Source organism: Streptomyces sp. NPDC037290 (assembly GCF_055603245.1).
On record NZ_JBVJVZ010000007.1, the window covers coordinates 325,842 to 344,880 of the forward strand.

Genomic DNA, 19,039 nt, shown 5'->3' on the forward strand with positions numbered 1-19,039 from the left:
CTTTCGCCCGGACGAGGGATCAGGGCATGAGGCCCACGTTCCGAGGTGTTATCATCACCAGCTTCGATAAAATAAAGTCCAAGATCCAATCGAGCCGCTCCATGTCGGAGGCATGACCAGCACGGCCCAGAGCTGGTTCGCCTTGCGGCACAGGTAGCAGGGCCCGTGAACCCGAGAGGCCCCGGGTCCGGGGCCTCTTATCCGTACGGTGTCAGGGCGCGTTGCTGTCAGGGCGTTATCACGTTTCTGCCGGTCAAGTGCCCAATGTTCACTGCTTCGACCTATTGCTGCGTGCACCGTACGGGGGCTGCCGCATCGGTCCGCGCGGAGCTGAGCGCGAGTCGTTTCGCGCTGCAGGCCGTGTTCTGGCGGGGCGTCGCCTGATCATAGAGGGCTTGGGTATCGGGTGGTAGCTGCCTTTGTGTACGGGTTGGCGTAAGTACGGGGGGTTAGCTCACGTCAGCGGGCACGAGGCGGCGCGTAAAGCCAGCTCGGCACAGCCGCTCGTACGCGGCTATCACGTCTTCGGGCACGTCTTGCTCGATCATGAATCCCTGGAGCGGGTAGATCATGAGCCGCTGGAGTGCGCCAACGAGCATGTCGATCACCAATCGGCCATCGCCGATGCTGTCGACATACTCGGGAAGCTCCATCGGCGCAGAGGCGCAGACGACCTCAATGCCGGGCCACAGCTTGCGCGCGGTCGCGTAGGCCCGACGCTGCTCGTAGGGCTTGGATACGAGGAGGACCGACGAGACGTTGATGCCCGCCTCTTTCAGCAGCTCCTGCGAGTGCGTGACATTCTGGCCGGTATTGGTGGCGTTCGGTTCGACATAGACAGCTTCGGCGGGCACGCCGAGCGCCAGTGCGTGCTTCCGGTAGGCGACGGCCTCACCCTCAGGGAAGCGCGTCCGGGTCGTCGGGCTATTGGCCCCGGTGAACACGATGATCGGCACCAAGCCAGCTTGATACGCCTCGGCTGCTGCCGTCGCGACGCTCAGGTCATGACTGCCGAGGCCAATGGCGACCGAACAGGGCCTTAGGGCGTGATGCATCTGGTGGTAGTCCCAGATGAGACGTGCGTCCTGCCATGCCTGCGTCGAGATCACTGGTCATTCCCATTTCCCGCGAGGTGCCGCGCCTCCGTGGCCTCACTCTTTGGGAGCTGCTGGGCCCACGTCATGAAAGCGCTCCGCGCCTGTTCTGGCTCCGACACGTCGAGTGCCTTGGCGAGCTGCTCCCACGTGGCTCCGTGCCGTCGGCCTTCAAGGATCAGACGCTGCTCCTGGTCATCGAGCGTGCGCCGAATCACAGCCCCGAGGGCGAGCGCGGCGAGTGCATCGGCAGCACTGGCGCCGCTCGCTGCATGGCCTGTGAGGCGGGCGGTGTGGCGCTCACGCCGGTCCGCCAAGAGCCAAACGTCCATGGTGGGCACATCGCTGGGAGCCGCGATTGTGACCGTGTCGATCGGCTGTGGCTTTCCTTCACTGGGCACGGGGGCCTCCGTCCTTTGTCTCCGGGTCCCTGGCCGAATCGGGAACCTTGAACTCGTACTCCCATGCGAACCGGGAGGCCGCGTGGATACCCACGGCGAACTCCACTACCGTGCCATCCGCCGTGTACGTAGTTCGGTGAAGCTCTACCACCGGTTCACCGGCTGGAAGCTGTAGAAGCTTCACCTCGTCCGCTGTGGGGATGCGGGCGAAGAGGGCCTCCTTCATGTGGTCAATCTCGTATCCGGCGTCGTATAGCACCCTGTACCCGCCGCCACGGCCGGCAGGACCGGGCGTCGGGTCGACGATGCGCGTTCCCTCGACATGTTCGGGCCGGTAGTAGCTGGTCAGGGTGTGCGTTGGTTGGCTGCCTTCCTTTACGAGGCGAGCACGCGCGTACACCGTGGAGCCAACTGGGACGCCGAGCCCCTCGGCAATCAGACTGCTCGCCTCCATACGGCTCACGGTCTGCGTCTGCTCGTTTCGCTTATATGCCCGTCCCGACGCCACGCGGTCAGCGATGAACGCCACCTCATCGCTGTCGCGCCACTTCACTTTGTCGTAGCGATGGATCCCGAGCCTCTTGAGGGGAGTGCGCGGACGCACGACCGTGCCGTGCCCACGTGACGACGTCACCAGACCCTCAGCCTCAAGCGCCTTATATGCCTGATGAACCGTGGTCTTGGATCCTTCCCCCGCCTCGACAAGGTCTCTGATCTGGGGCAGCTGGGCCCCGGGGGCGTACTCGCCGTTCTTGATCTGTTCCGCGAGTCGATCCGCCAGCTCGCGCCACTTGGGTGCCACAGCCGAACTCCCTTCGATGCGTCCCAGTGAAACACAGTCCTAGGACTGTTGACAGTCCTAGGACTGCGTGGCATCTTCATCTCAAGTCGCCCGCAGTCCTAGGACAGCGGGTCGAAAGGGCCCTTCTTTGGGTTGCCTTCTAGGCCGTGTCGGCTCGGGATAGCTCGTGCATGTGGGGCCCTGAGCTGGTCGTTCCTTGAGAACTCAACAGTGTGCCGAGGGAAGCCCGTCCCCCCTTTGCGAGCAAGAGGACGGGCGTGCGCGGGTTCTGTCCCCGCGTGCGGTACAGCGCGAGTCAATCTCCGCAGCACCGCTGCGGCCGGTTGCCTCCGTCGCTCGTCTCGTACGAGCGGCGCCGAGGGGAGCCGGAGATTCCGACTTCAACGGCGCGCGGCCCCGGTGCTGGAACACCGGGGCCGCTGTTCGGGCCGTTCCTGACTGGGAGGAACACGACCCAATGGAGCACATCGTCACTGTTCAGGACGCTGTTACCGCGTTCGCGGACTGGATGGAGCCCACCAGCGCTGAGCTGGACGCGGTCGAGCAGGAAATGCCCGCGATCCTCGCGGACGTCGACCTGTTGGACACACAGATCATCACGCTCGACCGCACCCCGTCCGAGCTGGACGCCCGCCGGCTGCGTCGCGCCCTGTCGAGGGTGCTGGTGGAGCGCACCGCGCTCGCCAACCGCACGGCCATGGTGAGCCTGCCGGGGGGCGCGGCATGAAAGCCAAGACCGCGCTGCCCGCCGTCGCGATGACGGCGGTGTCCATGGTGCTCACCCTGGCCGTGGTCGTTATGTGGCTGGGCACTGCCGTGCCGTGGCCCATCGCGCTGGTCGTCGGTCTGGGGATCGACGGCGGATGGTTGGCAACCCTGGCCTATGAGCGCCGACTCGCCGCCCAGGGAGACCACAGCCACCCCGTGACCGGCGTCGGCTGGTCCTTCGGCCTGCTCGCGGCCGGCGTCCTGATCGCCCACGCCCTCACCACCACCAGCTCCCCCGGCGCGTGGCTGGCCGTCGCCTGGCTGCCCATCGCAGCAAAGGCGCTGTGGCTGGTCCACGGGCTGTGGGAGCGCACCGCACTCACCCCGGCCGCGCTGGACGCGATCCGCGGCATCCAGCAGGAAGCCCGTGATGAGGCGGCCGTGGCCCGCGCCCGGCTCCGTGCCGAGGCTGCCACTGAGGAGACCCGGCTTGAGGCCGTGACGGGGGCCGGTGCCCGCGTCGCACGCGTCACGGCCAAGACCGCCAAGACCCTTGCGGGGGCGTGGTCGACGCTGGAGACGGCCCGCGCCGGTGAGGACACCGGCAGGGCGCTGACCAGCGTGACGGCCCTCGTCACACCCGGTGTCACGCCCCGCTGGGAACTGCCGGTCTGGGGCCCCGTAGAACCGGTTGCGGCGCCCGCGCTGGAAGGACCGGCCCTCTCGGATGCGGCGCTGGATGCACTGGTGGACGAGATCCGGCACAGCGAGGACCCGACTCTCTCGTACCGGGAGATGGCGAGCCGGTTCCGGTCGGCTGGCCATGCCGCGTCCGAGGTCCGCCTGCGGGCCGCGTGGAAGCGGGTCGTGTGATGGGCGCGTTGCCGGTGTTCCGGTGGCGCCTGGCCCCGGACGGATACGCCACCTACCGCCAGTTGCGAGCGCGCGGACTGCGCCCCGGCGGACAACCGGTGGCCGCTCAGCTCGAACGCCCGCGCCGTCGGCGCGGCCCGCTGGTCGCCTACCTGTACCGGGTCGACCTCGCCAAGCCGGTCCGACCCATGACCCCGGCGCGGTGGGCGGCCCTGGCCAAGGCCAACACCGCCCGCCGCACCTGCCCGACATGCCGACGCGACGCCGGATACGTCATCCCCGCCTCGCTCGGCATGTGCGTGCCCTGTGCCGACCACGAGCACGCCGCCGCCTGACCCTCCACTCGCCGTCAGGAGTTCACCCATGAACAGCAACAACGCTGCCCCGTACGAGGTGGTCCACCACTGGTTCGGCTGGGTCACTGTCAGCGGCCACGGCTGCGCATGGGCACGCGGTCACGTCACCGTCCCGCCGTGCACGCCCCGCGAGCAGACCTACCTACTGATCGCCGCCTGGCTGCGCGAGCGCGGCTGCGCCGTCCCGGCGGACCTCTCCCGCGTCATCACCCTGTTGCCGGGCCAGCTCGTTCCCGCTCCGCTCGCCGACGACACCACCCCGAGGAGGGGCTGACATGGGCAAGTCCGACACCCGTCGCCTGGACAAGGCGATCCAGCAGGCCACTCGCATGCTGGAGGCGGTTCAGAACCGCGAGATGTGGCCGCTGAACGGCCGTGAGCGCCGTGCCGTGCTGGGCGCGATCGGCTCCGGCGCCTACAGCCTGCACCGGGGCAACGGCACCGCCCGAGCGGACCGGAAGCTCGACACCGCCTGGCAGAGCGCCGAGACCCGGCTGGCCGCCGAAATCAAGGCCCTGCAGAAGGAGCGGCAGCGCATCGTGAACGAGGCCGCCAAGACCAACGCCGTGAAGAAGTCCTCGGGGTGGTGGTGACCCTGTTCCGCGCCGCAGATGGGGCCATGCCCGTCCTTGATGCGCACTTTCACTGCCCGGACTGCGGGCCGCTGGTGTTCGGCGTCACCCGGGCCATCTGTGGCCAGGTAATCCCCCCGCAGGTCGTCGGCAATAGCCCCAGCCGCACGTGCCCGCTGTGCAAGGCCGCACTGCGCGCCCACAAGGCCAGCCATCGACGCCGCTGACCCCGAGCCTGCCCCCGCCCGCGCTGTTGCTGGGCAGGGGCAGACCTCCCTTTCAGACTCTCCGCTCTACTAGGGCAGTTCAGGAGATCCCGTCATGGGCGACAACGTCGTTCACCTCCACAAGACCCCCGACCCCGACCCTGACTCGGTCACCGAAACGATGCCCGTCGACCTGGGCAAGCCGCCTGCTTTGGTAGTCCTGCCTGCCATCCCGGACACGGTTGAGACTGAGGGTGAGGCTGTCGACCGGCCTGACAACCCGCTTGCCGACTGGCTCACCCTGCCCGACGTCCCCTTGTTGCCGGCGTGGGCGCGCTCGCGTGCCTCGGTGCTGGCGAACCTCCAAGCGTTCGCACGGCTGACCTGGTGGCACACCCGCTATCACGGCATCCGCACCCCGAAGTACCTGGTCAAGACCGTGCTGTTGGCCGCGCGTGGTTTCTACCGGGCCGTGGTCGGGTTGTGGCCGACGCTGTCGGCGCAGGATCACAGTGCGGCCGTGAAGGCGCTCAAGGCGCAGGTCAAGGCCCGCCCGGAGGACATCGACCTGGCCGTGAGGTTGCAGGCCGCGCACTACGCCCGTACCCAGACCCGGCGGTGGCGGTTCGGGGCCGCGGCCGTGGCCGTTGCCGCCGCGGCACTCGGGCTGGCGCTGGCCCCTCCGCTGCTCCAGGCCGGTGCGGCCATAGCGGTCATCACACCTCTGGCTCACCTGGGTCGCGGCAAGGAGACCCACCTCCTGGACCAGGCGGCGCCGCCGCTGAAGGTCGACATGTCCGCGCAGCAGCTCAACGACGCGCTGCGCGCTGCGGGCCTCCTCAAAAGCGGCAGCGGCAAGGAAGACAAGGATCTTCCGAAGGTGCACTGCACCATGGGCCCGGTCCGTGACGGCCGCGGCTGGTCCGTGATCTTCGACATGCCCCGCGGGGGCGGCAAGACCGCCTCCGACGTGCTCGCCAAGCGTGAGGTCATCGCGCAGGAACTCGGGGTCGATGAGATCCAGGTCATCATGTCCCGCGTCCGCGCAGCCAAGGGCGGCAACGCCGGCCGGGTCTCAATGTGGGTCGCCGACGACGACCCCTACCTCAACACGCCGAACCCCTCCCCACTGGAGAAGGCAGAGACGTTCTCCATCTGGGACCCGGTCCCCTTCGGGCAGGACGCCCGCGGCAACCGCGTCAACGTGCCCGTGATCTGGCAGTCGATGTTCTTCGGCGGCCTGCCCCGCCGCGGCAAGACGTTCTCACAACGGCTGCTGACCGCGGCCGGCCTGCTGGACGCCTACGTGCGCCACTACGTCGCCGATGGCAAGGGCGGTGCAGACTGGATGCCCATGAAGGCCGTCGCCCACCGCCTCGTCATGGGCGCCGAAGACGACGCGATCGAAGCGCTCAAGGCCATGCTGCGAGAACTGCTGGCAGAGATGGAACGGCGCTTCGCTCTCCTGCGGGACCTGCCGACATCGGTGTGCCCGGAGGGCAAGCTGACCCCGGAAATCATGGTCAAGTACAACCTGCCGGTCATCTTCGTGACCATCGATGAGCTGCAGGAGTACTTCAGCGCCATGGAGCGAGAGGACCGCGAGCAGGTCATCAACGACCTGTGCCGCGTCGCCCGTCGCGGTCCGGCCGCCGGGTTCATCTCCAACTTCGCCTCCCAGCGCCCCGACGCCGAGTCGGTTCCGGCGAAGCTGCGGGAGATCATCACCATCCGCTACTCCACCCAGGTTGTGGACCGCACCAGCTCCGACATGGTGCTGGGCAAGGGCAAGGCCGCGCAGGGCGCGGACGCCTCCGTGCTGTCCGAGGACCACAAGGGTGTCGGTGTGCTGGTCACCGGGCCTGCCTCGTTCGTGACCGTGTGCGCGGACTACCTGGACGGGCCCGGGTTCGCGGCGCTGTGCCGCAAGGGCCGCGCTCTGCGTGAGGCTGCCGGACAGCTCACCGGCGACGCGGCTGGCGACGTCACCGCCGCCGCGGACGCCGCCGGGCTCAGCGTGCCCGCGATCGTCTCCGACGTGCTGGAGGTCATGCGACACTCCCCGCGCATGTTCACCACCGATCTCCTCGCCGGTCTGGTCAACCTGGACGAGGACGTCTACGGCGACTTCAACGCCGAACGGCTCGCCGCCGAACTGGAGGCCGCCGGCGTGAAGCGCACCAGCAAGCAGGTCAAGATCAGCGGTGCGAACGGCGCCGGATACCAGCGGCGCGACATCGAAGCCGCCGTGCCCGCCGAGGTCCTCCTCAGCGTCGGCAGGTAAAGCCCCCCGGCCCTACCCCGGCCTCTCCGAACGCCCCTTCGCTGCCCGGCCCGCGGTCCTTTGTGACCGCGCTCGGGTAGAGGGGGCTCTTTACCCCGGTAGAGGGGGAGGTAGAGGCCTCTGACCTGCGAGGTAAGGCCGGTAAAGGGGGCCCGCCGCCCCCTGCCCGGCCCCCTCCCAGACCCTGCCCCAAGACGGTTGCCCACCCCCGGCCAGCCCTTTGGAAGGGAACATGCATGCACCCCGAGAACACGCCCGCAACGGCCCCCGTAGGCGCCAGGATGACAGAGGGCGAAGCCGCCGCCGAGGCTCGCCGGATCATCGCCGACGCCTACCGGCCCAGGCCCGAGATGCCCACCGCCTACCGCGATGACGCTCCCGTGCCCGCCTACGGCCGCACCCCGCCCGTTCCTCAGCCGGGCCGGCCACCGATGAGCCAGGGCGCCACCGACGCCAGCGTCCTCATGCTCTCCGGCGCAGCAGCCCTCTCCATGACCGGGCTCACCGCCGCCGTGGTCATGTACGTCTCCCAGACCGCCAATCCGGTGGTGTGCGCGATCGTCTTCGGCGCCCCCAGCCTCTTCGTGCTCGCGCTCGCTCGGCTCGCCCAGCGGGCCAGGCCCGCTCCGGACGTGCACCAGCACTACACCGGCCCCGTCTACCAGGACCAGCGCAACGTCCACACCACCACGCGCGGCGTGTGGGCCAAAACCACCAACCAGCAGTGAGCCGGCCCGAGAGGACTCCTGTGTTCGAGATCCGCATCATCTGCGACCCGGCCGACACCGACCACGTCGTCGCCGCTCTGGACAACACCTTCAACGCCGGAACCGTGACGGTGTACCCCAGCCGCGACGGTAGGAGGAACCGCCTCTACGTCCGCGCCGACCACAAGCACGCAACCGTCAAGAGCGCCAGCACCTGGCCCACCCCGGAGCAGGCGTACGCCAACGCGCCCAGCATCAACAGCGAGATCGGCTGGACTGCTCGCACCCTGGCCGACACCGATTGCCTCACCGAGCTGGACCGGGACTTCTACCTGCGCAAAGCCGCGCTGCTGGACCGCATCGCTCTCCTTGATGAGCCCGGTGCGGTCGACGACAGCGCTGCCGAGACCGCATTCGCGGCGGCTCTGTATCTGCTCGACACGGACCAGCCCGGCGTGATCTGCGACCCCCGCGCCTACGTCCGCCAGCAGTACGCCCTCTGGGCCAACAACCACCAGTAGCAACGCCAAGGGCGGCCCCCACCTCTCGCCAAAGAACGCAGGGCCGCCCTTGTTCCACCCATCCAACTGAACAGTGGAGGTCACCCAGCATGACCCATCCCACCGGCATCCGCGAGTGGATCCCGCCCGCCTACACCGCGTTCATCGGCCGCGCCTTCCTCGCCACGGACGGCACGGCTCGTCTGGGGGTGGCAGGGTGACCGCGCTCCCTTCCACGGACCTGGTCCGTCTCGGCCTGCTGGCCTGGGCAACGCAGGCCACCGCCCGTGGCTGGCACGTCATCCCCCTGCGCCCCGGCGACAAGCGGCCGGCCGGGCACGCAGAGAAGTACTGCCCCGGCACCGGGCGCTGTGCCGACGGGCACAAGACCCCGGAGCAGCGCGCCACCACCGACAGCGAACTGTTGATCGCCGCATGGGCTCAACAGCCGTACAACGTCGGGATCGCCACCGGCCCGTCCGGACTGCTCGTGGTCGACCTGGACACGCTCAAACCGCAAGAGCCGAAAGGAACGCCTGACGGCGTCGCCAACTTCCAAGCGCTCTGCGAGCGCGCCGGACAGGCCGTCCCCGCCACCTACCGAGTGCGGACCGCGCGTGGTGGTGAGCACCTGTACTTCACCCAGCCGTCCGGCGTCCGACTGCACAACACCGCCGGACGTCTGGCTCGGAAGATCGACACTCGGGGGTGGGGCGGGTACGTGGTCGCCGCTGGCAGCACGACTCCGGACGGCGCGTACACGGTCCTGGACGACCGTGAGCCCGCCCCGCTGCCCGACTGGCTGTTTAAGGCCCTGAAACCCCCTCAGAAGCCCGCGCAGACAGCCACGGTGCCGTTCTCCACTCGTGCGGGCGTATACGCGGCGGCAGCCCTGCGCAACGAGGTCGCCAACGTGGCCCACGCCGCTGACGGCACCCGCAACGCGACTCTTCTGCGGGCCGCCCGCGCGCTCGGTCGGCTGGTCGCGTCCGGCGACCTCACCCGCGTGGAGGTTGAGCAGGCTCTTAGTAGGGCGGTGGCGGGCAACGCGACCCAGCCTCAGCGCTACTACGACGACGTGATCCGGCGCGGCCTGGACTGGTCCATCGGCGAGAACTCGGCCGGAAGGGGTGCAGCGTGACCAGCCCCCCGCCTACTAAGAGCCTCCCCGCCGCGACCCGGCACCCGCGCGCCGCTCCACAGCCTGTGGACGTGGCGGCCGTAGGCGAGCCGAAAGGCGCCGCCCGCAAGGGCGTCCCTACTGCTCTTCGCTCTGACCCGCACACGGCAGACGGCCGGTACCCCATCGCGTGGCTGCACATCCGTGCCCCGCGCGGCACGGTGCCCGCGGCCACGTCGAAGTGCCTGTGCGGCTGGGACCGAAGCGCCGTCGGCCGCGCCCGTGTCGAAGCGCTCATCGAGGCGCACACCGCCCACCGCGGCACCTGTCCGCTCCGCAACTCCCAGGAAGGGAGGAACGCCGCATGACCGGCCTGAAAGAACTGCCCGCACCGTCCAACCCGCTCGCCGTCGCCCGGCGTCTCCTGCCCGACTGGCAGACCCAGGACGGGCACCTGACCTGCCGGCGGTGGCGCGGCTCGTGGATGCGCTGGACCGGCACCAGCTGGCGGGAGCTGGATGAAGCGCAGGTACGTGCCCACATGTACGAGCGGCTTGAGCACGTGGTCTACCAGGCCCCCGGCAAGGATGGGCAGAGCGAGGAACGCGACTGGGCACCGACCAAGCAGAAGATCAGCAACCTCTTGGACGCGCTCGGAGCCATCACTCTCCTGCCCACCGACACCGATGCCCCCGCATGGCTTGACGGCCAGGAGGACGGCGGGCCGATCGTGGCGTGCGAGAACGGCCTACTCCGGATCCGTGACCGGGCCCTTCTGCCGCACACCCCCAGCTTCTTCAACCTGGTCTCCGTCCCCTTCGCTTATGACCCCACCGCCACGGCCCCCATCTGGGAGCACTTCCTGTCGCAGATCTGGCCCGACGACGCCGACGCGATCAATGCACTACAGGAGTGGTTCGGCTACGTCCTGTCCGGCCGCACCGACCTACAGAAGATCCTGCTCATCGTGGGCCCGTCCCGCTCCGGTAAGGGCACCATCGCGCGGGTGCTGAAGGCGCTGGTCGGCAAGGAGAACCTTGCCGGGCCGACACTGGCCGGACTGGGCACGAACTTCGGGCTTGCGACCCTGATCGGGAAATCGCTGGCAGTCATCTCCGACGCCCGGCTGTCCGGCAACGACAACAGCCAGGTGGTGGAGCGGCTGTTGACCATCTCCGGTGACGACACGATCGACGTAGACCGCAAGTTCCGCGAGCAGTGGACGGGTAAGCTGCCGTCCCGGCTGATGGTCCTGTCCAACGAGCTGCCCCACTTCGGTGACTCCTCAGGCGTCATCGCGAACCGGTTCATCCTGCTCAGCATGCGGGTGTCGTGGCTGGGCAAGGAAGATCCCACCCTGACCGACCGGCTCACCGCCGAGATGCCCGGGATCCTCAACTGGGCCCTGGACGGTCTCGCGCGGCTTCAGCGCACCGGCCGGCTCACGGAGCCTGCCTCCAGCCGCGAGGCGGTCACCACCATGCGGGACACCGCATCTCCCACCAGCGCGTTTGTCCGCGAGCGCTGCACCACCGGCCCTGCGTGCACCGTTGCCGTGGATGATCTGTGGGCGGTCTGGCGGGAGTGGGCCGAGGACAACGGCGTCCGCGCCGGTACGAAACAGCTCTTCGGCCGCAACCTCTTGTCTGTCATCCCCCAGCTCAACCGCACGCGCCCCCGCGCCCCTTCGGGCGAGCGGATCGCCACCTACAACGGCATCACCCTGGCCGGTTGAGCGCACAATCCGCCGGGTCGCGGCCCATCGCGACCCACCACGTCTGACCTGCAGTTTTCCGGCGTCTCACAATCAGCCCGTCGCGGCCCACCGCTTTCATGCTGTGGGCCGCGACGGGCCGCACAACACCGGCGCAAAGCCGCAGGTCACAGCCTTGGGCCGCGATGGGCCGCGACCCAAGGCATTGTGACGCCAACCACACCTCTGCCCGGTCCTCTCGCCCCGAGGAGATCTCCGCATGAGCACCGCCCTGCCCCTGAGCCATGAGGCGCTCACGGTCCCCGAGGTCATGGCCGCGCTGCGGCTGAGCCGCTTCAAGGTCTACGACCTCATCAGGTCCAAGCAGCTCCAGAGCTTCACCATCGGCCGCGCCCGTCGCGTGCCAGCCGATGCCCTCCACACCTACATCCAGAACCGGTTGGGAGACAACGACTGATGGCCAAGCGCGCCAACGGCGAAGGCAGCATCACCATCCGCAAGGACGGTACCTACCACGGCCGGGTGTATGTGACCACGACGAGCGGCATCCGTAAGCGCGTCTCGGTCTACGGCAAGACCCGTGACGAGGTGCGACAGAAGATCACCGAACTCCAGGCGCAGGAGAACCAGGGCATTCCCGTGCCCGACACGAACATGAACCTGGAGGACTACCTCACCTACTGGCTCGCCACGGTGGTGAAGGTTCACCGGCGCCCCAAGACCTACCAGGGCTACGAGAGCGTGGCCCGCGTCCACCTAATCCCGGGACTGGGTCGGAAGAAGATCCGCACCCTGCGGGCCGCTGAGATCCGGACGTGGCTCGCTCGCGTCGCCTCCGAGTGCCAGTGCTGCAAGCACGGCTGGGACAAGGAGCGGCCGGAACCGGAGTGCTGCGCGGCTGGCGAGTGCTGCAAGTCGCTGCTGTCCCGGCGCATGGTGCAGTCCATTCACGCCGTCCTGCGCAATGCGCTGCAGAACGCCGTACGAGAGGAACTGATCGTGCGCAACGTCGCGCAGCTCGTGCAGGTCCCCACGCCCACGTACGACACCGGGAAGGGGCTCAGCGTCGCCGATGCCCGGCTGTTGCTCCACACGTCCGTGGGTGACCGGCTGCACGCCCTCTACGTACTCGCCCTGGTCCTGGGAATGCGGCGCGGTGAGCTGCTCGGGCTGCGCTGGGACGCGATCGATCTGGATCGCGAGGCGCTGACCATCGAGCGCGCCCTACAGCGCGTCGAGGGAGAGCTGCGGCTGGTCAAGCCCAAGACTCTGGCGTCGGTCCGCACCGTTCCACTCCCTCCTCTCGTGGTGAAGGCGCTCACCGAGCACCGTGAGCGGCAGGCTCAGGAGCGCGCCGCCGCCGGCATGGGATGGAAGGAGCGGGGGCTGGTCTTCACATCCCGTATCGGCACCCCGCTGGAGCCGGACAACCTCCGGCGGAGCTGGGACCCACTCCGGAAGCGTCTCGGTCTGGAGATCCGGTTCCACGATCTCCGGCACTCGGCTGTCTCGCTGCTGCTGGATCTCGGGGTACCGCCCCACATCGTCCGGCAGATCGTCGGGCACAGCGACATCGGGGTGACAATGAAGGTCTATGCTCACGCCTCCCTGGACGAGCAGCGGAAGGCGCTCCGGAAGCTCGGGGACACGTTGTCCTGAGCCATGTGTGGCACGGATGCCGACGACGCGAGGGCCCCTGCCTTGGAAGCCCGGGCAGGGGCTACGCGCTCTCAGCGTCGGGCGTCAGTCGATTCCGGTTGCCTCAGGGTGGTAGAGGCGGTGGAAGTTACCTAGCTCACGTGGATCTTGAGCCAAGCCGTCAACGGCGGCATCCATCGGGATCATCTCGCCGTCTGCGAGGACGAGCCATGCGACGAGTGGGTAGGTCTCGACGGCGCCGCCGGACTGCTTGAACTCGGTGATCCAGCCCCCTCCCGGAAGCGCGGCTACAACAGGATTGATTTTGGGATCGATCGGCATGGGGCTAAGTCTCGCGGCGGCCGACCGACGTAGCTGTGGCTTCGAAGTGATACGGCCTGATCGTGCGCTTCTCTGCTGAGCCGTTGGCGTACCGGTTGGCGTAGACGACACGAAAGAGCCCCTCCCCGGATGCATCGGGGAGGGGCTCAGGCCCTGGTCAGGGCGGTTGTGGCTGGGGCCGGGGTCGAACCGGCGACCTTCCGCTTTTCAGGCGGACGCTCGTACCAACTGAGCTACCCAGCCGCGGTGTTTCACGTGAAACACCAGCGGTCCTGACGGGATTTGAACCCGCGGCCTCCACCTTGACAGGGTGGCGAGCACTCCAAACTGCTCCACAGGACCAAGCGTGCGTGCAACAGTGTCGCACACGGTATTGCGTGCCCCCAACGGGATTCGAACCCGTGCTACCGCCTTGAAAGGGCGGCGTCCTAGGCCGCTAGACGATGAGGGCTATCGGCCCGCCTGGGCGCTTCTCAGCGCGTCGGGGACGTGAGAAGCATATGGGATGGCGAGGGGTATCGCCAAAACGGTTTACGGCGAGGGCGCGGAAGAGGGGCGCGGAGGGCTCGCCGGGGTGGGTGTGGCGCCTGGTTGGCCGCGGTGGGGCCGCCGGCCGAGGGCCTCGTCGGCCAGATGGCGGCTGACCTCGGCCGTCGTCTCGCCCAGCCCGCCCAGTTTGATCGCGTCCCAGGCCTGGAGACGGCGGCTGTCGCGGTCGAAGTAGAGGATCGAGGCCTCGATGGGGGCGGGGTACTTGCGCTCCACCGCACGCAGGCCGCTGCCGCCCGTGGAGCCCTCCATGCGCAGCCGGGTGCCGTAGGGCAGCATCTCGTCCCCCTCGTGGTGCAGATGGCCGCACAGCACCAGCGGCACCACGCCGTCCGTCTCGCGCGCCGCGGACGGCTCATGGGCGATCGCGACGTCGACCGGGGTCCCGGCCGCCCGCTGGTCGCGCAGGGAGCTGGCCAGCCGGTCGCCGGCCAGCTGCTCGGCCGCGTCTCCGCCGGGCACCACCGAGCGGTCGGGGGTGAACTGGGGATCGCCGATGCCCGCGAAGCGCAGGCCTGCGACGGTCTGTGCACGGCCGTCGTCCAGGACGTGCACGTTCCTCATCCGCTCCAGATAGCGCTGGGTGGTCCGGGAGTCGTGGTTGCCCCGCACCCAGACGTAGGGCACCCCGAGGTCCCGGATCGGGTCCAGGAAGCCGTTCTCCGCCGCCGTGCCGTGGTCCATCGTGTCGCCGGAGTCGACGATCACGTTCACCTTGTACTGCTCCACCAGCGAGGAGATGATCTTCCAGCTCGCCGGGTTGAGATGGATGTCCGACACGTGCAGGACCCGGATGGTGGACGGGTCCGGCTGGTACGCCGGGAGCGTGGAGGTGACGTCGTAGAGCTTCGTCACATTCGTCACCAGGCGGGCCAGCTCCGTCTGGTAGACGCCGAAGTCCGTGACGATGCTGCGCGCGTTGCCGACCACCTGCGGCGCCGAGCTGAGCAGTCCCGAGAACTTCGGCTCGAGGATCGACTTCGGGTTCCAGGTGGCGTACGCGCTCGCCCCGGACGCCGCCAGCAGGGTCAGGGCGAGGCCGCCGGCGGCGAGGGCCCGGCGGGGGCTGCGGTAGACGGCGAGGCCGAGGGCCGTGGCGCCGACGACCACGGCGACACCGGAGCGCACGGCCAGGTCCAGCGTGCCGTGCTCGACGTCCCTGGCGACCTCGTCCTGGAGGCCGGAGATCCGCTCGGGATGGTCGACCAGGGCCTGGGAGCGCAGCGGGTCCAACTGGTCCACGTTCACGTCCAGGCGGACCGGTGCCACATGGCTGTCCAGGGTGAGCGCGCCCAGCGGTGAGATGTTGATCCTCGTGCCGCCGGCGAGGGACGGGCGCAGCGCCATCGTCGTGTTCATCGGGCCGACCGGGGTGCGGACGTTCCCGACGATCAGCAGGCCCAGCCAGGCGCCGACGAGGACGACGGCCGTGAGGCCGAGGGCACTGAGCCAGGGGCGGGGGCGGGCGGCGAGTTCGGGGGTGCGGGGCAGGCGGTTGCCGCGGCGGGTGGGGAGCATGCGGTTCGTCATCGTGCGGAGGGCTGCGAGGGGGACGCGGACCATTGGTGCCGTATGCCCACGTCCCGGGCCGGATATGCGACCCGTGTCGGCTCCTTCGGGCACCGTCCGCGCCTCGCCCGGCTCGTCGGGGGGCTCTCCCGCGGGCCCTTCGTACCGGACAATGACCGTGTGCTGGAGATGACGCGCGAGGAGTTCGAGGAACTGGTCGCCGAGGCGCTCGACCGGATCCCACCGGAGCTGACGCGACTCATGGACAACGTGGCGGTGTTCGTGGAGGACGAACCGCCCGCCGACGACCCCGAGCTGCTCGGCCTGTACGAAGGGATGCCGCTGACCGACCGCGGCGAGTGGTACGCGGGCGTGCTGCCGGACCGCATCACCATCTACCGCGGGCCGACACTGAGGATGTGCGACAGCCGCGCGGACGTCGTCGCGGAGACCGAGGTGACCGTGGTGCACGAGATCGCCCACCACTTCGGCATCGACGACGCCCGTCTGCACACGCTCGGCTACGGGTGAGTGCGGACGGGTGTGGGACCGGGCGGCGGATGTGCGTGAAGCCCGGCGTGGACGGGCGCAGGGCCGGGCGGCGGCCGGTGTGGGGCCGGCCGCGGGGTACGGAGATGCGTGCGGGGCGCGTGTCCTCTTGTGGGTAGCGGGAGTTGGGGAGGTTGACTCCTTCCTCGCCTCCGGAGGTGGCCGCCGTGCGCCCCTTGCCCGTACCCGTCCGGCTCACCCTCACGGTGCTGACCCTCGCCGCTGCCGCCGGCTGTGTGAACGTGGGTGACGACGCGAGCCCGGCCAAGCCCTCGCACTCGGCGGGGCAGCACGGCGGCCAGGCGCCCGACGGCGGCCCGGTGGTCGGCGCCGGCGGCCTCGGGCACAACGGCCCGGTGGCCGACGGCAAGCACGGCCACGGCGGCAAGGCGAAGCCGGGCGAGTCCGCCTCCGCGTCGGCCACCCCGTCCGGCGAGGACAGCGCGCCCGCGGCCCCGGCGAAGCCCGGCAGGACCGCGGGCCCCGTGGACCCGGCGCCGTCGAAGGCCCCGCCGGCCCCGCCGGTCACCTCCGCCCCGCCCGAGCCGCCGCCGGCCTCCACCCCGCCCCCGGCGACCTCCGAGCCGCCGTCGGCCGAGCCGTCCTCCTCGGCGCACGAGGAGACGGGACCGCAGCTCGTCCAGCGCGAGCCGGCGCCCACGGCCGGCGCACCGGCCTGAGTGGCCGAGCCGGCGTCGAGCCGACCCGCGGCTGCCGAGCTGACCTGCGGCGATGAGGGCCGGTTTGCCTTCAGGGGTGGAGGGTGCGTATGGTGGTAGATCGTTTGATCCCATTTGCCCGGCGCCACCACAGAGCGCGCCGTGTGGCGCGTACTCTCCTTTGCCGTGGCGGACCGCATTGAGGCGGTCGTATGCGAATCACGGAGTTGACGGGCGCGTGCCGAAGAGACTCCGGAAGGTTTCGCATTCGCATGTCCGTGTCCAGTACTGACCAGATCGTCGTGTCCGAGAACGAGAACGAGTTCGTCGACGTGACGACCGAGGTCACCGAGGCCGTCGAGGCCGCTGACACCACCCCCCAGACCACCTTCGCCGACCTCGGCCTCCCCGAGGGCGTTGTGCGCAAGCTCGCGCAGAACGGCGTGACGACCCCCTTCCCGATCCAGGCCGCGACCATCCCGGACGCCCTGGCCGGCAAGGACATCCTCGGCCGTGGCCGCACCGGCTCCGGCAAGACCCTCTCCTTCGGCCTGCCGACCCTGGCCCAGCTGGCCGGCGGCCGCACCCAGAAGCACAAGCCCCGCGCGGTCATCCTCACCCCGACCCGCGAGCTGGCCATGCAGGTCGCCGACGCCCTCCAGCCGTACGGCGACGTCGTCGGCCTGAAGATGAAGGTCGTCTGCGGCGGCACCTCGATGGGCAACCAGATCTACGCCCTGGAGCGCGGCGTCGACATCCTGGTCGCCACCCCGGGCCGACTGCGCGACATCATCAACCGCGGTGCCTGCTCGCTCGAGGACGTGCAGATCGCCGTCCTCGACGAGGCCGACCAGATGTCCGACCTGGGCTTCCTGCCCGAGGTCACCGAGCTGCTCGACCAGGTCCCGGCCGGCGGCCAGCGCATGCTCTTCTCCGCCACGATGGAGAACGAGATCCAGACCCTCGTCGACCGCTACCTGAACAGCCCCGTCTCCCACGAGGTGGACGCGGCCCAGGGCGCGGTGACGACCATGTCGCACCACATCCTCATCGTGAAGCCCAAGGACAAGGCGCCGGTGACCGCCGCGATCGCCTCCCGCAAGGGCCGCACGATCATCTTCGTCCGCACCCAGCTGGGCGCCGACCGCGTCGCCGAGCAGCTGCGCGAGTCGGGCGTGAAGGCCGACGCGCTGCACGGCGGTATGACCCAGGGCGCCCGTACCCGCACGCTGGCCGACTTCAAGGACGGTTACGTCAACGTCCTCGTCGCCACCGACGTCGCCGCCCGTGGCATCCACGTCGACGGCATCGACCTGGTCCTGAACGTGGACCCGGCCGGCGACCACAAGGACTACCTGCACCGCGCCGGCCGTACCGCCCGCGCGGGCCGTACCGGCACGGTCGTCTCGCTCTCCCTGCCGCACCAGCGCCGCCAGATCTTCCGCCTGATGGAGGACGCGGGTGTGGACGCCGCGCGCCACATCATCCAGGGCGCCGGCGCCTTCGACCCGGAGGTCGCCGAGATCACCGGCGCCCGCTCCATGACCGAGGTCCAGGCCGAGTCCGCCGGCAACGCCGCCCAGCAGGCCGAGCGTGAGGTCTCCCAGCTCACCAAGCAGCTGGAGCGCGCCCAGCGCCGCGCGACCGAGCTGCGCGAGGAGGCCGACCGGCTGGTCGCCCGGGTCGCCCGCGAGCGCGGCGAGGACCCCGAGACCGCGGTGGCCGAGGCACAGGCGACGGCGGCCGAGGAGCTCGCCGTGGCCCAGGAGTCGGCGCAGCGCGAGACCGAGCGCGAGGAGCGTCCGGCGGCTTCGGCGCCGTACGAGCGCCGGGAGCGCCGCGGCTACGACCGGGACCGCGGTGAGCGGGGCTTCGAGCGCCGCGATGAGCGTCGTCCGTTCGACCGTGACCGCGGTGAGCGTGGCGACCGCGGTGGCCGTTCCTTCGAGCGCCGTGACGACCGTGGCGGTTTCGAGCGCCGTGACGACCGTGGCGGTTTCGAGCGCCGTGACGACCGTGGTGGCCGTGGCTTCGAGCGCCGTGACGAGCGTCGTCCGTTCGACCGTGACCGTGGCGAGCGTGGCGAGCGTGGCGACCGCGGTGGCCGTTCCTTCGAGCGCCGTGACGACCGTGGCGGTTTCGAGCGCCGTGACGACCGTGGTGGCCGTGGCTTCGAGCGCCGCGATGAGCGTCGTCCGTTCGACCGTGACCGTGGCGAGCGTGGCGACCGCGGTGGCCGTTCCTTCGAGCGCCGTGACGACCGTGGCGGCTTCCGCCGGGACGAGCGCGGCGGGCACCGGGGCAGCGACCGTCCGTTCAACCGCGAGCGTCGCGACGACCGTCCGGGCTTCCGCTCCGGCGGCCACGAGCGCCCCTACGGCCGCCGTGACGACCACCGCGGCAACGGCTCCTTCGGCCGCCGCGAGGACAAGCCGCGCTGGAAGCGCAACGGCTGA

General features: G+C 69.7%; 22 protein-coding genes and 3 tRNA genes. 17 read left to right on the forward strand and 8 right to left on the reverse strand.

What is annotated here, in order from left to right:
- Positions 1–449: 449 nt before the first annotated feature.
- The 3 genes from ACZ7HQ_RS25770 to ACZ7HQ_RS25780 are packed head-to-tail and all read right to left on the reverse strand — an operon-like array spanning position 450 to position 2,297.
- On the reverse strand, positions 450–1,109 hold the full coding sequence (locus ACZ7HQ_RS25770) for a YdcF family protein (protein ID WP_470994240.1): 660 nt from the start codon (positions 1,107–1,109) through the stop codon (positions 450–452).
- A complete protein-coding gene (locus ACZ7HQ_RS25775; protein ID WP_470994243.1) occupies positions 1,106–1,495 on the reverse strand; it encodes a hypothetical protein in 390 nt (129 codons plus the stop codon). The genes ACZ7HQ_RS25770 and ACZ7HQ_RS25775 overlap by 4 nt, the downstream gene beginning before the upstream one ends.
- Positions 1,485–2,297, reverse strand: a complete 813-nt coding sequence (locus ACZ7HQ_RS25780) for a GntR family transcriptional regulator (protein WP_470994245.1) — start codon at positions 2,295–2,297, stop codon at positions 1,485–1,487. The genes ACZ7HQ_RS25775 and ACZ7HQ_RS25780 overlap by 11 nt, the downstream gene beginning before the upstream one ends.
- 457 nt (positions 2,298–2,754) lie before the next feature.
- Between ACZ7HQ_RS25780 and ACZ7HQ_RS25785 the strand changes: the two genes are divergently transcribed.
- From ACZ7HQ_RS25785 to ACZ7HQ_RS25850, 14 genes are all read left to right on the forward strand, one after another.
- The gene (locus ACZ7HQ_RS25785) at positions 2,755–3,024 is read left to right on the forward strand and encodes a DUF6284 family protein (protein ID WP_470994248.1); all 270 of its coding nucleotides are present in this window, start codon (positions 2,755–2,757) and stop codon (positions 3,022–3,024) included.
- Entirely contained in the window at positions 3,021–3,878 is an 858-nt protein-coding gene (locus ACZ7HQ_RS25790; RefSeq protein WP_470994251.1) for a protein spdB, read from the forward strand. The genes ACZ7HQ_RS25785 and ACZ7HQ_RS25790 overlap by 4 nt, the downstream gene beginning before the upstream one ends.
- Complete coding sequence (locus ACZ7HQ_RS25795; RefSeq protein ID WP_470994254.1) at positions 3,878–4,213, forward strand: RRQRL motif-containing zinc-binding protein; 336 nt, start codon at positions 3,878–3,880, stop codon at positions 4,211–4,213. The genes ACZ7HQ_RS25790 and ACZ7HQ_RS25795 overlap by 1 nt, the downstream gene beginning before the upstream one ends.
- 28 nt (positions 4,214–4,241) lie before the next feature.
- A complete protein-coding gene (locus ACZ7HQ_RS25800; RefSeq protein ID WP_470994257.1) occupies positions 4,242–4,508 on the forward strand; it encodes a hypothetical protein in 267 nt (88 codons plus the stop codon).
- A gap of 1 nt (position 4,509) precedes the next feature.
- A complete protein-coding gene (locus ACZ7HQ_RS25805; RefSeq protein WP_470994258.1) occupies positions 4,510–4,827 on the forward strand; it encodes a hypothetical protein in 318 nt (105 codons plus the stop codon).
- Positions 4,818–5,033, forward strand: coding sequence for a hypothetical protein (locus ACZ7HQ_RS25810; RefSeq protein ID WP_470994261.1), 216 nt, complete (start codon positions 4,818–4,820; stop codon positions 5,031–5,033). The genes ACZ7HQ_RS25805 and ACZ7HQ_RS25810 overlap by 10 nt, the downstream gene beginning before the upstream one ends.
- Before the next feature lie 94 nt (positions 5,034–5,127).
- Complete coding sequence (locus ACZ7HQ_RS25815; RefSeq protein ID WP_470994264.1) at positions 5,128–7,296, forward strand: FtsK/SpoIIIE domain-containing protein; 2,169 nt, start codon at positions 5,128–5,130, stop codon at positions 7,294–7,296.
- A 236-nt stretch (positions 7,297–7,532) separates the two neighbouring features.
- The gene (locus tag ACZ7HQ_RS25820) at positions 7,533–8,024 is read left to right on the forward strand and encodes a hypothetical protein (protein ID WP_470994266.1); all 492 of its coding nucleotides are present in this window, start codon (positions 7,533–7,535) and stop codon (positions 8,022–8,024) included.
- 20 nt (positions 8,025–8,044) lie between these two features.
- A complete protein-coding gene (locus ACZ7HQ_RS25825) occupies positions 8,045–8,524 on the forward strand; it encodes a hypothetical protein (RefSeq protein WP_470994268.1) in 480 nt (159 codons plus the stop codon).
- 196 nt (positions 8,525–8,720) lie between these two features.
- The gene (locus tag ACZ7HQ_RS25830; RefSeq protein ID WP_470994270.1) at positions 8,721–9,644 is read left to right on the forward strand and encodes a bifunctional DNA primase/polymerase; all 924 of its coding nucleotides are present in this window, start codon (positions 8,721–8,723) and stop codon (positions 9,642–9,644) included.
- Positions 9,645–9,715: 71 nt separating this feature from the next.
- Positions 9,716–9,991: a hypothetical protein gene (locus ACZ7HQ_RS25835; protein ID WP_470994273.1), complete on the forward strand. Its 276-nt coding sequence runs from the start codon at positions 9,716–9,718 to the stop codon at positions 9,989–9,991.
- A complete protein-coding gene (locus ACZ7HQ_RS25840; RefSeq protein WP_470994275.1) occupies positions 9,988–11,358 on the forward strand; it encodes a DNA primase family protein in 1,371 nt (456 codons plus the stop codon). Before ACZ7HQ_RS25835 ends, ACZ7HQ_RS25840 begins: the two co-directional genes overlap by 4 nt.
- 238 nt (positions 11,359–11,596) lie before the next feature.
- Entirely contained in the window at positions 11,597–11,794 is a 198-nt protein-coding gene (locus ACZ7HQ_RS25845) for a helix-turn-helix domain-containing protein (RefSeq protein ID WP_470994277.1), read from the forward strand.
- Complete coding sequence (locus tag ACZ7HQ_RS25850; RefSeq protein WP_470994280.1) at positions 11,794–12,996, forward strand: site-specific integrase; 1,203 nt, start codon at positions 11,794–11,796, stop codon at positions 12,994–12,996. Before ACZ7HQ_RS25845 ends, ACZ7HQ_RS25850 begins: the two co-directional genes overlap by 1 nt.
- 84 nt (positions 12,997–13,080) lie before the next feature.
- Here the strand turns inward: ACZ7HQ_RS25850 and ACZ7HQ_RS25855 are convergent, their stop codons facing one another.
- The 5 genes from ACZ7HQ_RS25855 to ACZ7HQ_RS25875 form a co-directional block, all read right to left on the reverse strand.
- A complete protein-coding gene (locus ACZ7HQ_RS25855; RefSeq protein WP_470994282.1) occupies positions 13,081–13,317 on the reverse strand; it encodes a hypothetical protein in 237 nt (78 codons plus the stop codon).
- Positions 13,318–13,486: 169 nt separating this feature from the next.
- Positions 13,487–13,560 (reverse strand) — tRNA-Phe (locus ACZ7HQ_RS25860).
- A 24-nt stretch (positions 13,561–13,584) separates the two neighbouring features.
- A tRNA-Asp gene (locus ACZ7HQ_RS25865) sits at positions 13,585–13,659 on the reverse strand.
- Between the two features lie 36 nt (positions 13,660–13,695).
- A tRNA-Glu gene (locus ACZ7HQ_RS25870) sits at positions 13,696–13,768 on the reverse strand.
- 80 nt (positions 13,769–13,848) lie between these two features.
- Positions 13,849–15,429, reverse strand: coding sequence for a metallophosphoesterase family protein (locus tag ACZ7HQ_RS25875; protein WP_470994285.1), 1,581 nt, complete (start codon positions 15,427–15,429; stop codon positions 13,849–13,851).
- A 126-nt stretch (positions 15,430–15,555) separates the two neighbouring features.
- Between ACZ7HQ_RS25875 and ACZ7HQ_RS25880 the strand changes: the two genes are divergently transcribed.
- From ACZ7HQ_RS25880 to ACZ7HQ_RS25890, 3 genes are all read left to right on the forward strand, one after another.
- Positions 15,556–15,906, forward strand: a complete 351-nt coding sequence (locus ACZ7HQ_RS25880) for a metallopeptidase family protein (RefSeq protein ID WP_470994429.1) — start codon at positions 15,556–15,558, stop codon at positions 15,904–15,906.
- 185 nt (positions 15,907–16,091) lie between these two features.
- On the forward strand, positions 16,092–16,604 hold the full coding sequence (locus tag ACZ7HQ_RS25885; protein ID WP_470994287.1) for a hypothetical protein: 513 nt from the start codon (positions 16,092–16,094) through the stop codon (positions 16,602–16,604).
- A 251-nt stretch (positions 16,605–16,855) separates the two neighbouring features.
- Positions 16,856–19,039, forward strand: a complete 2,184-nt coding sequence (locus ACZ7HQ_RS25890) for a DEAD/DEAH box helicase (RefSeq protein WP_470994289.1) — start codon at positions 16,856–16,858, stop codon at positions 19,037–19,039.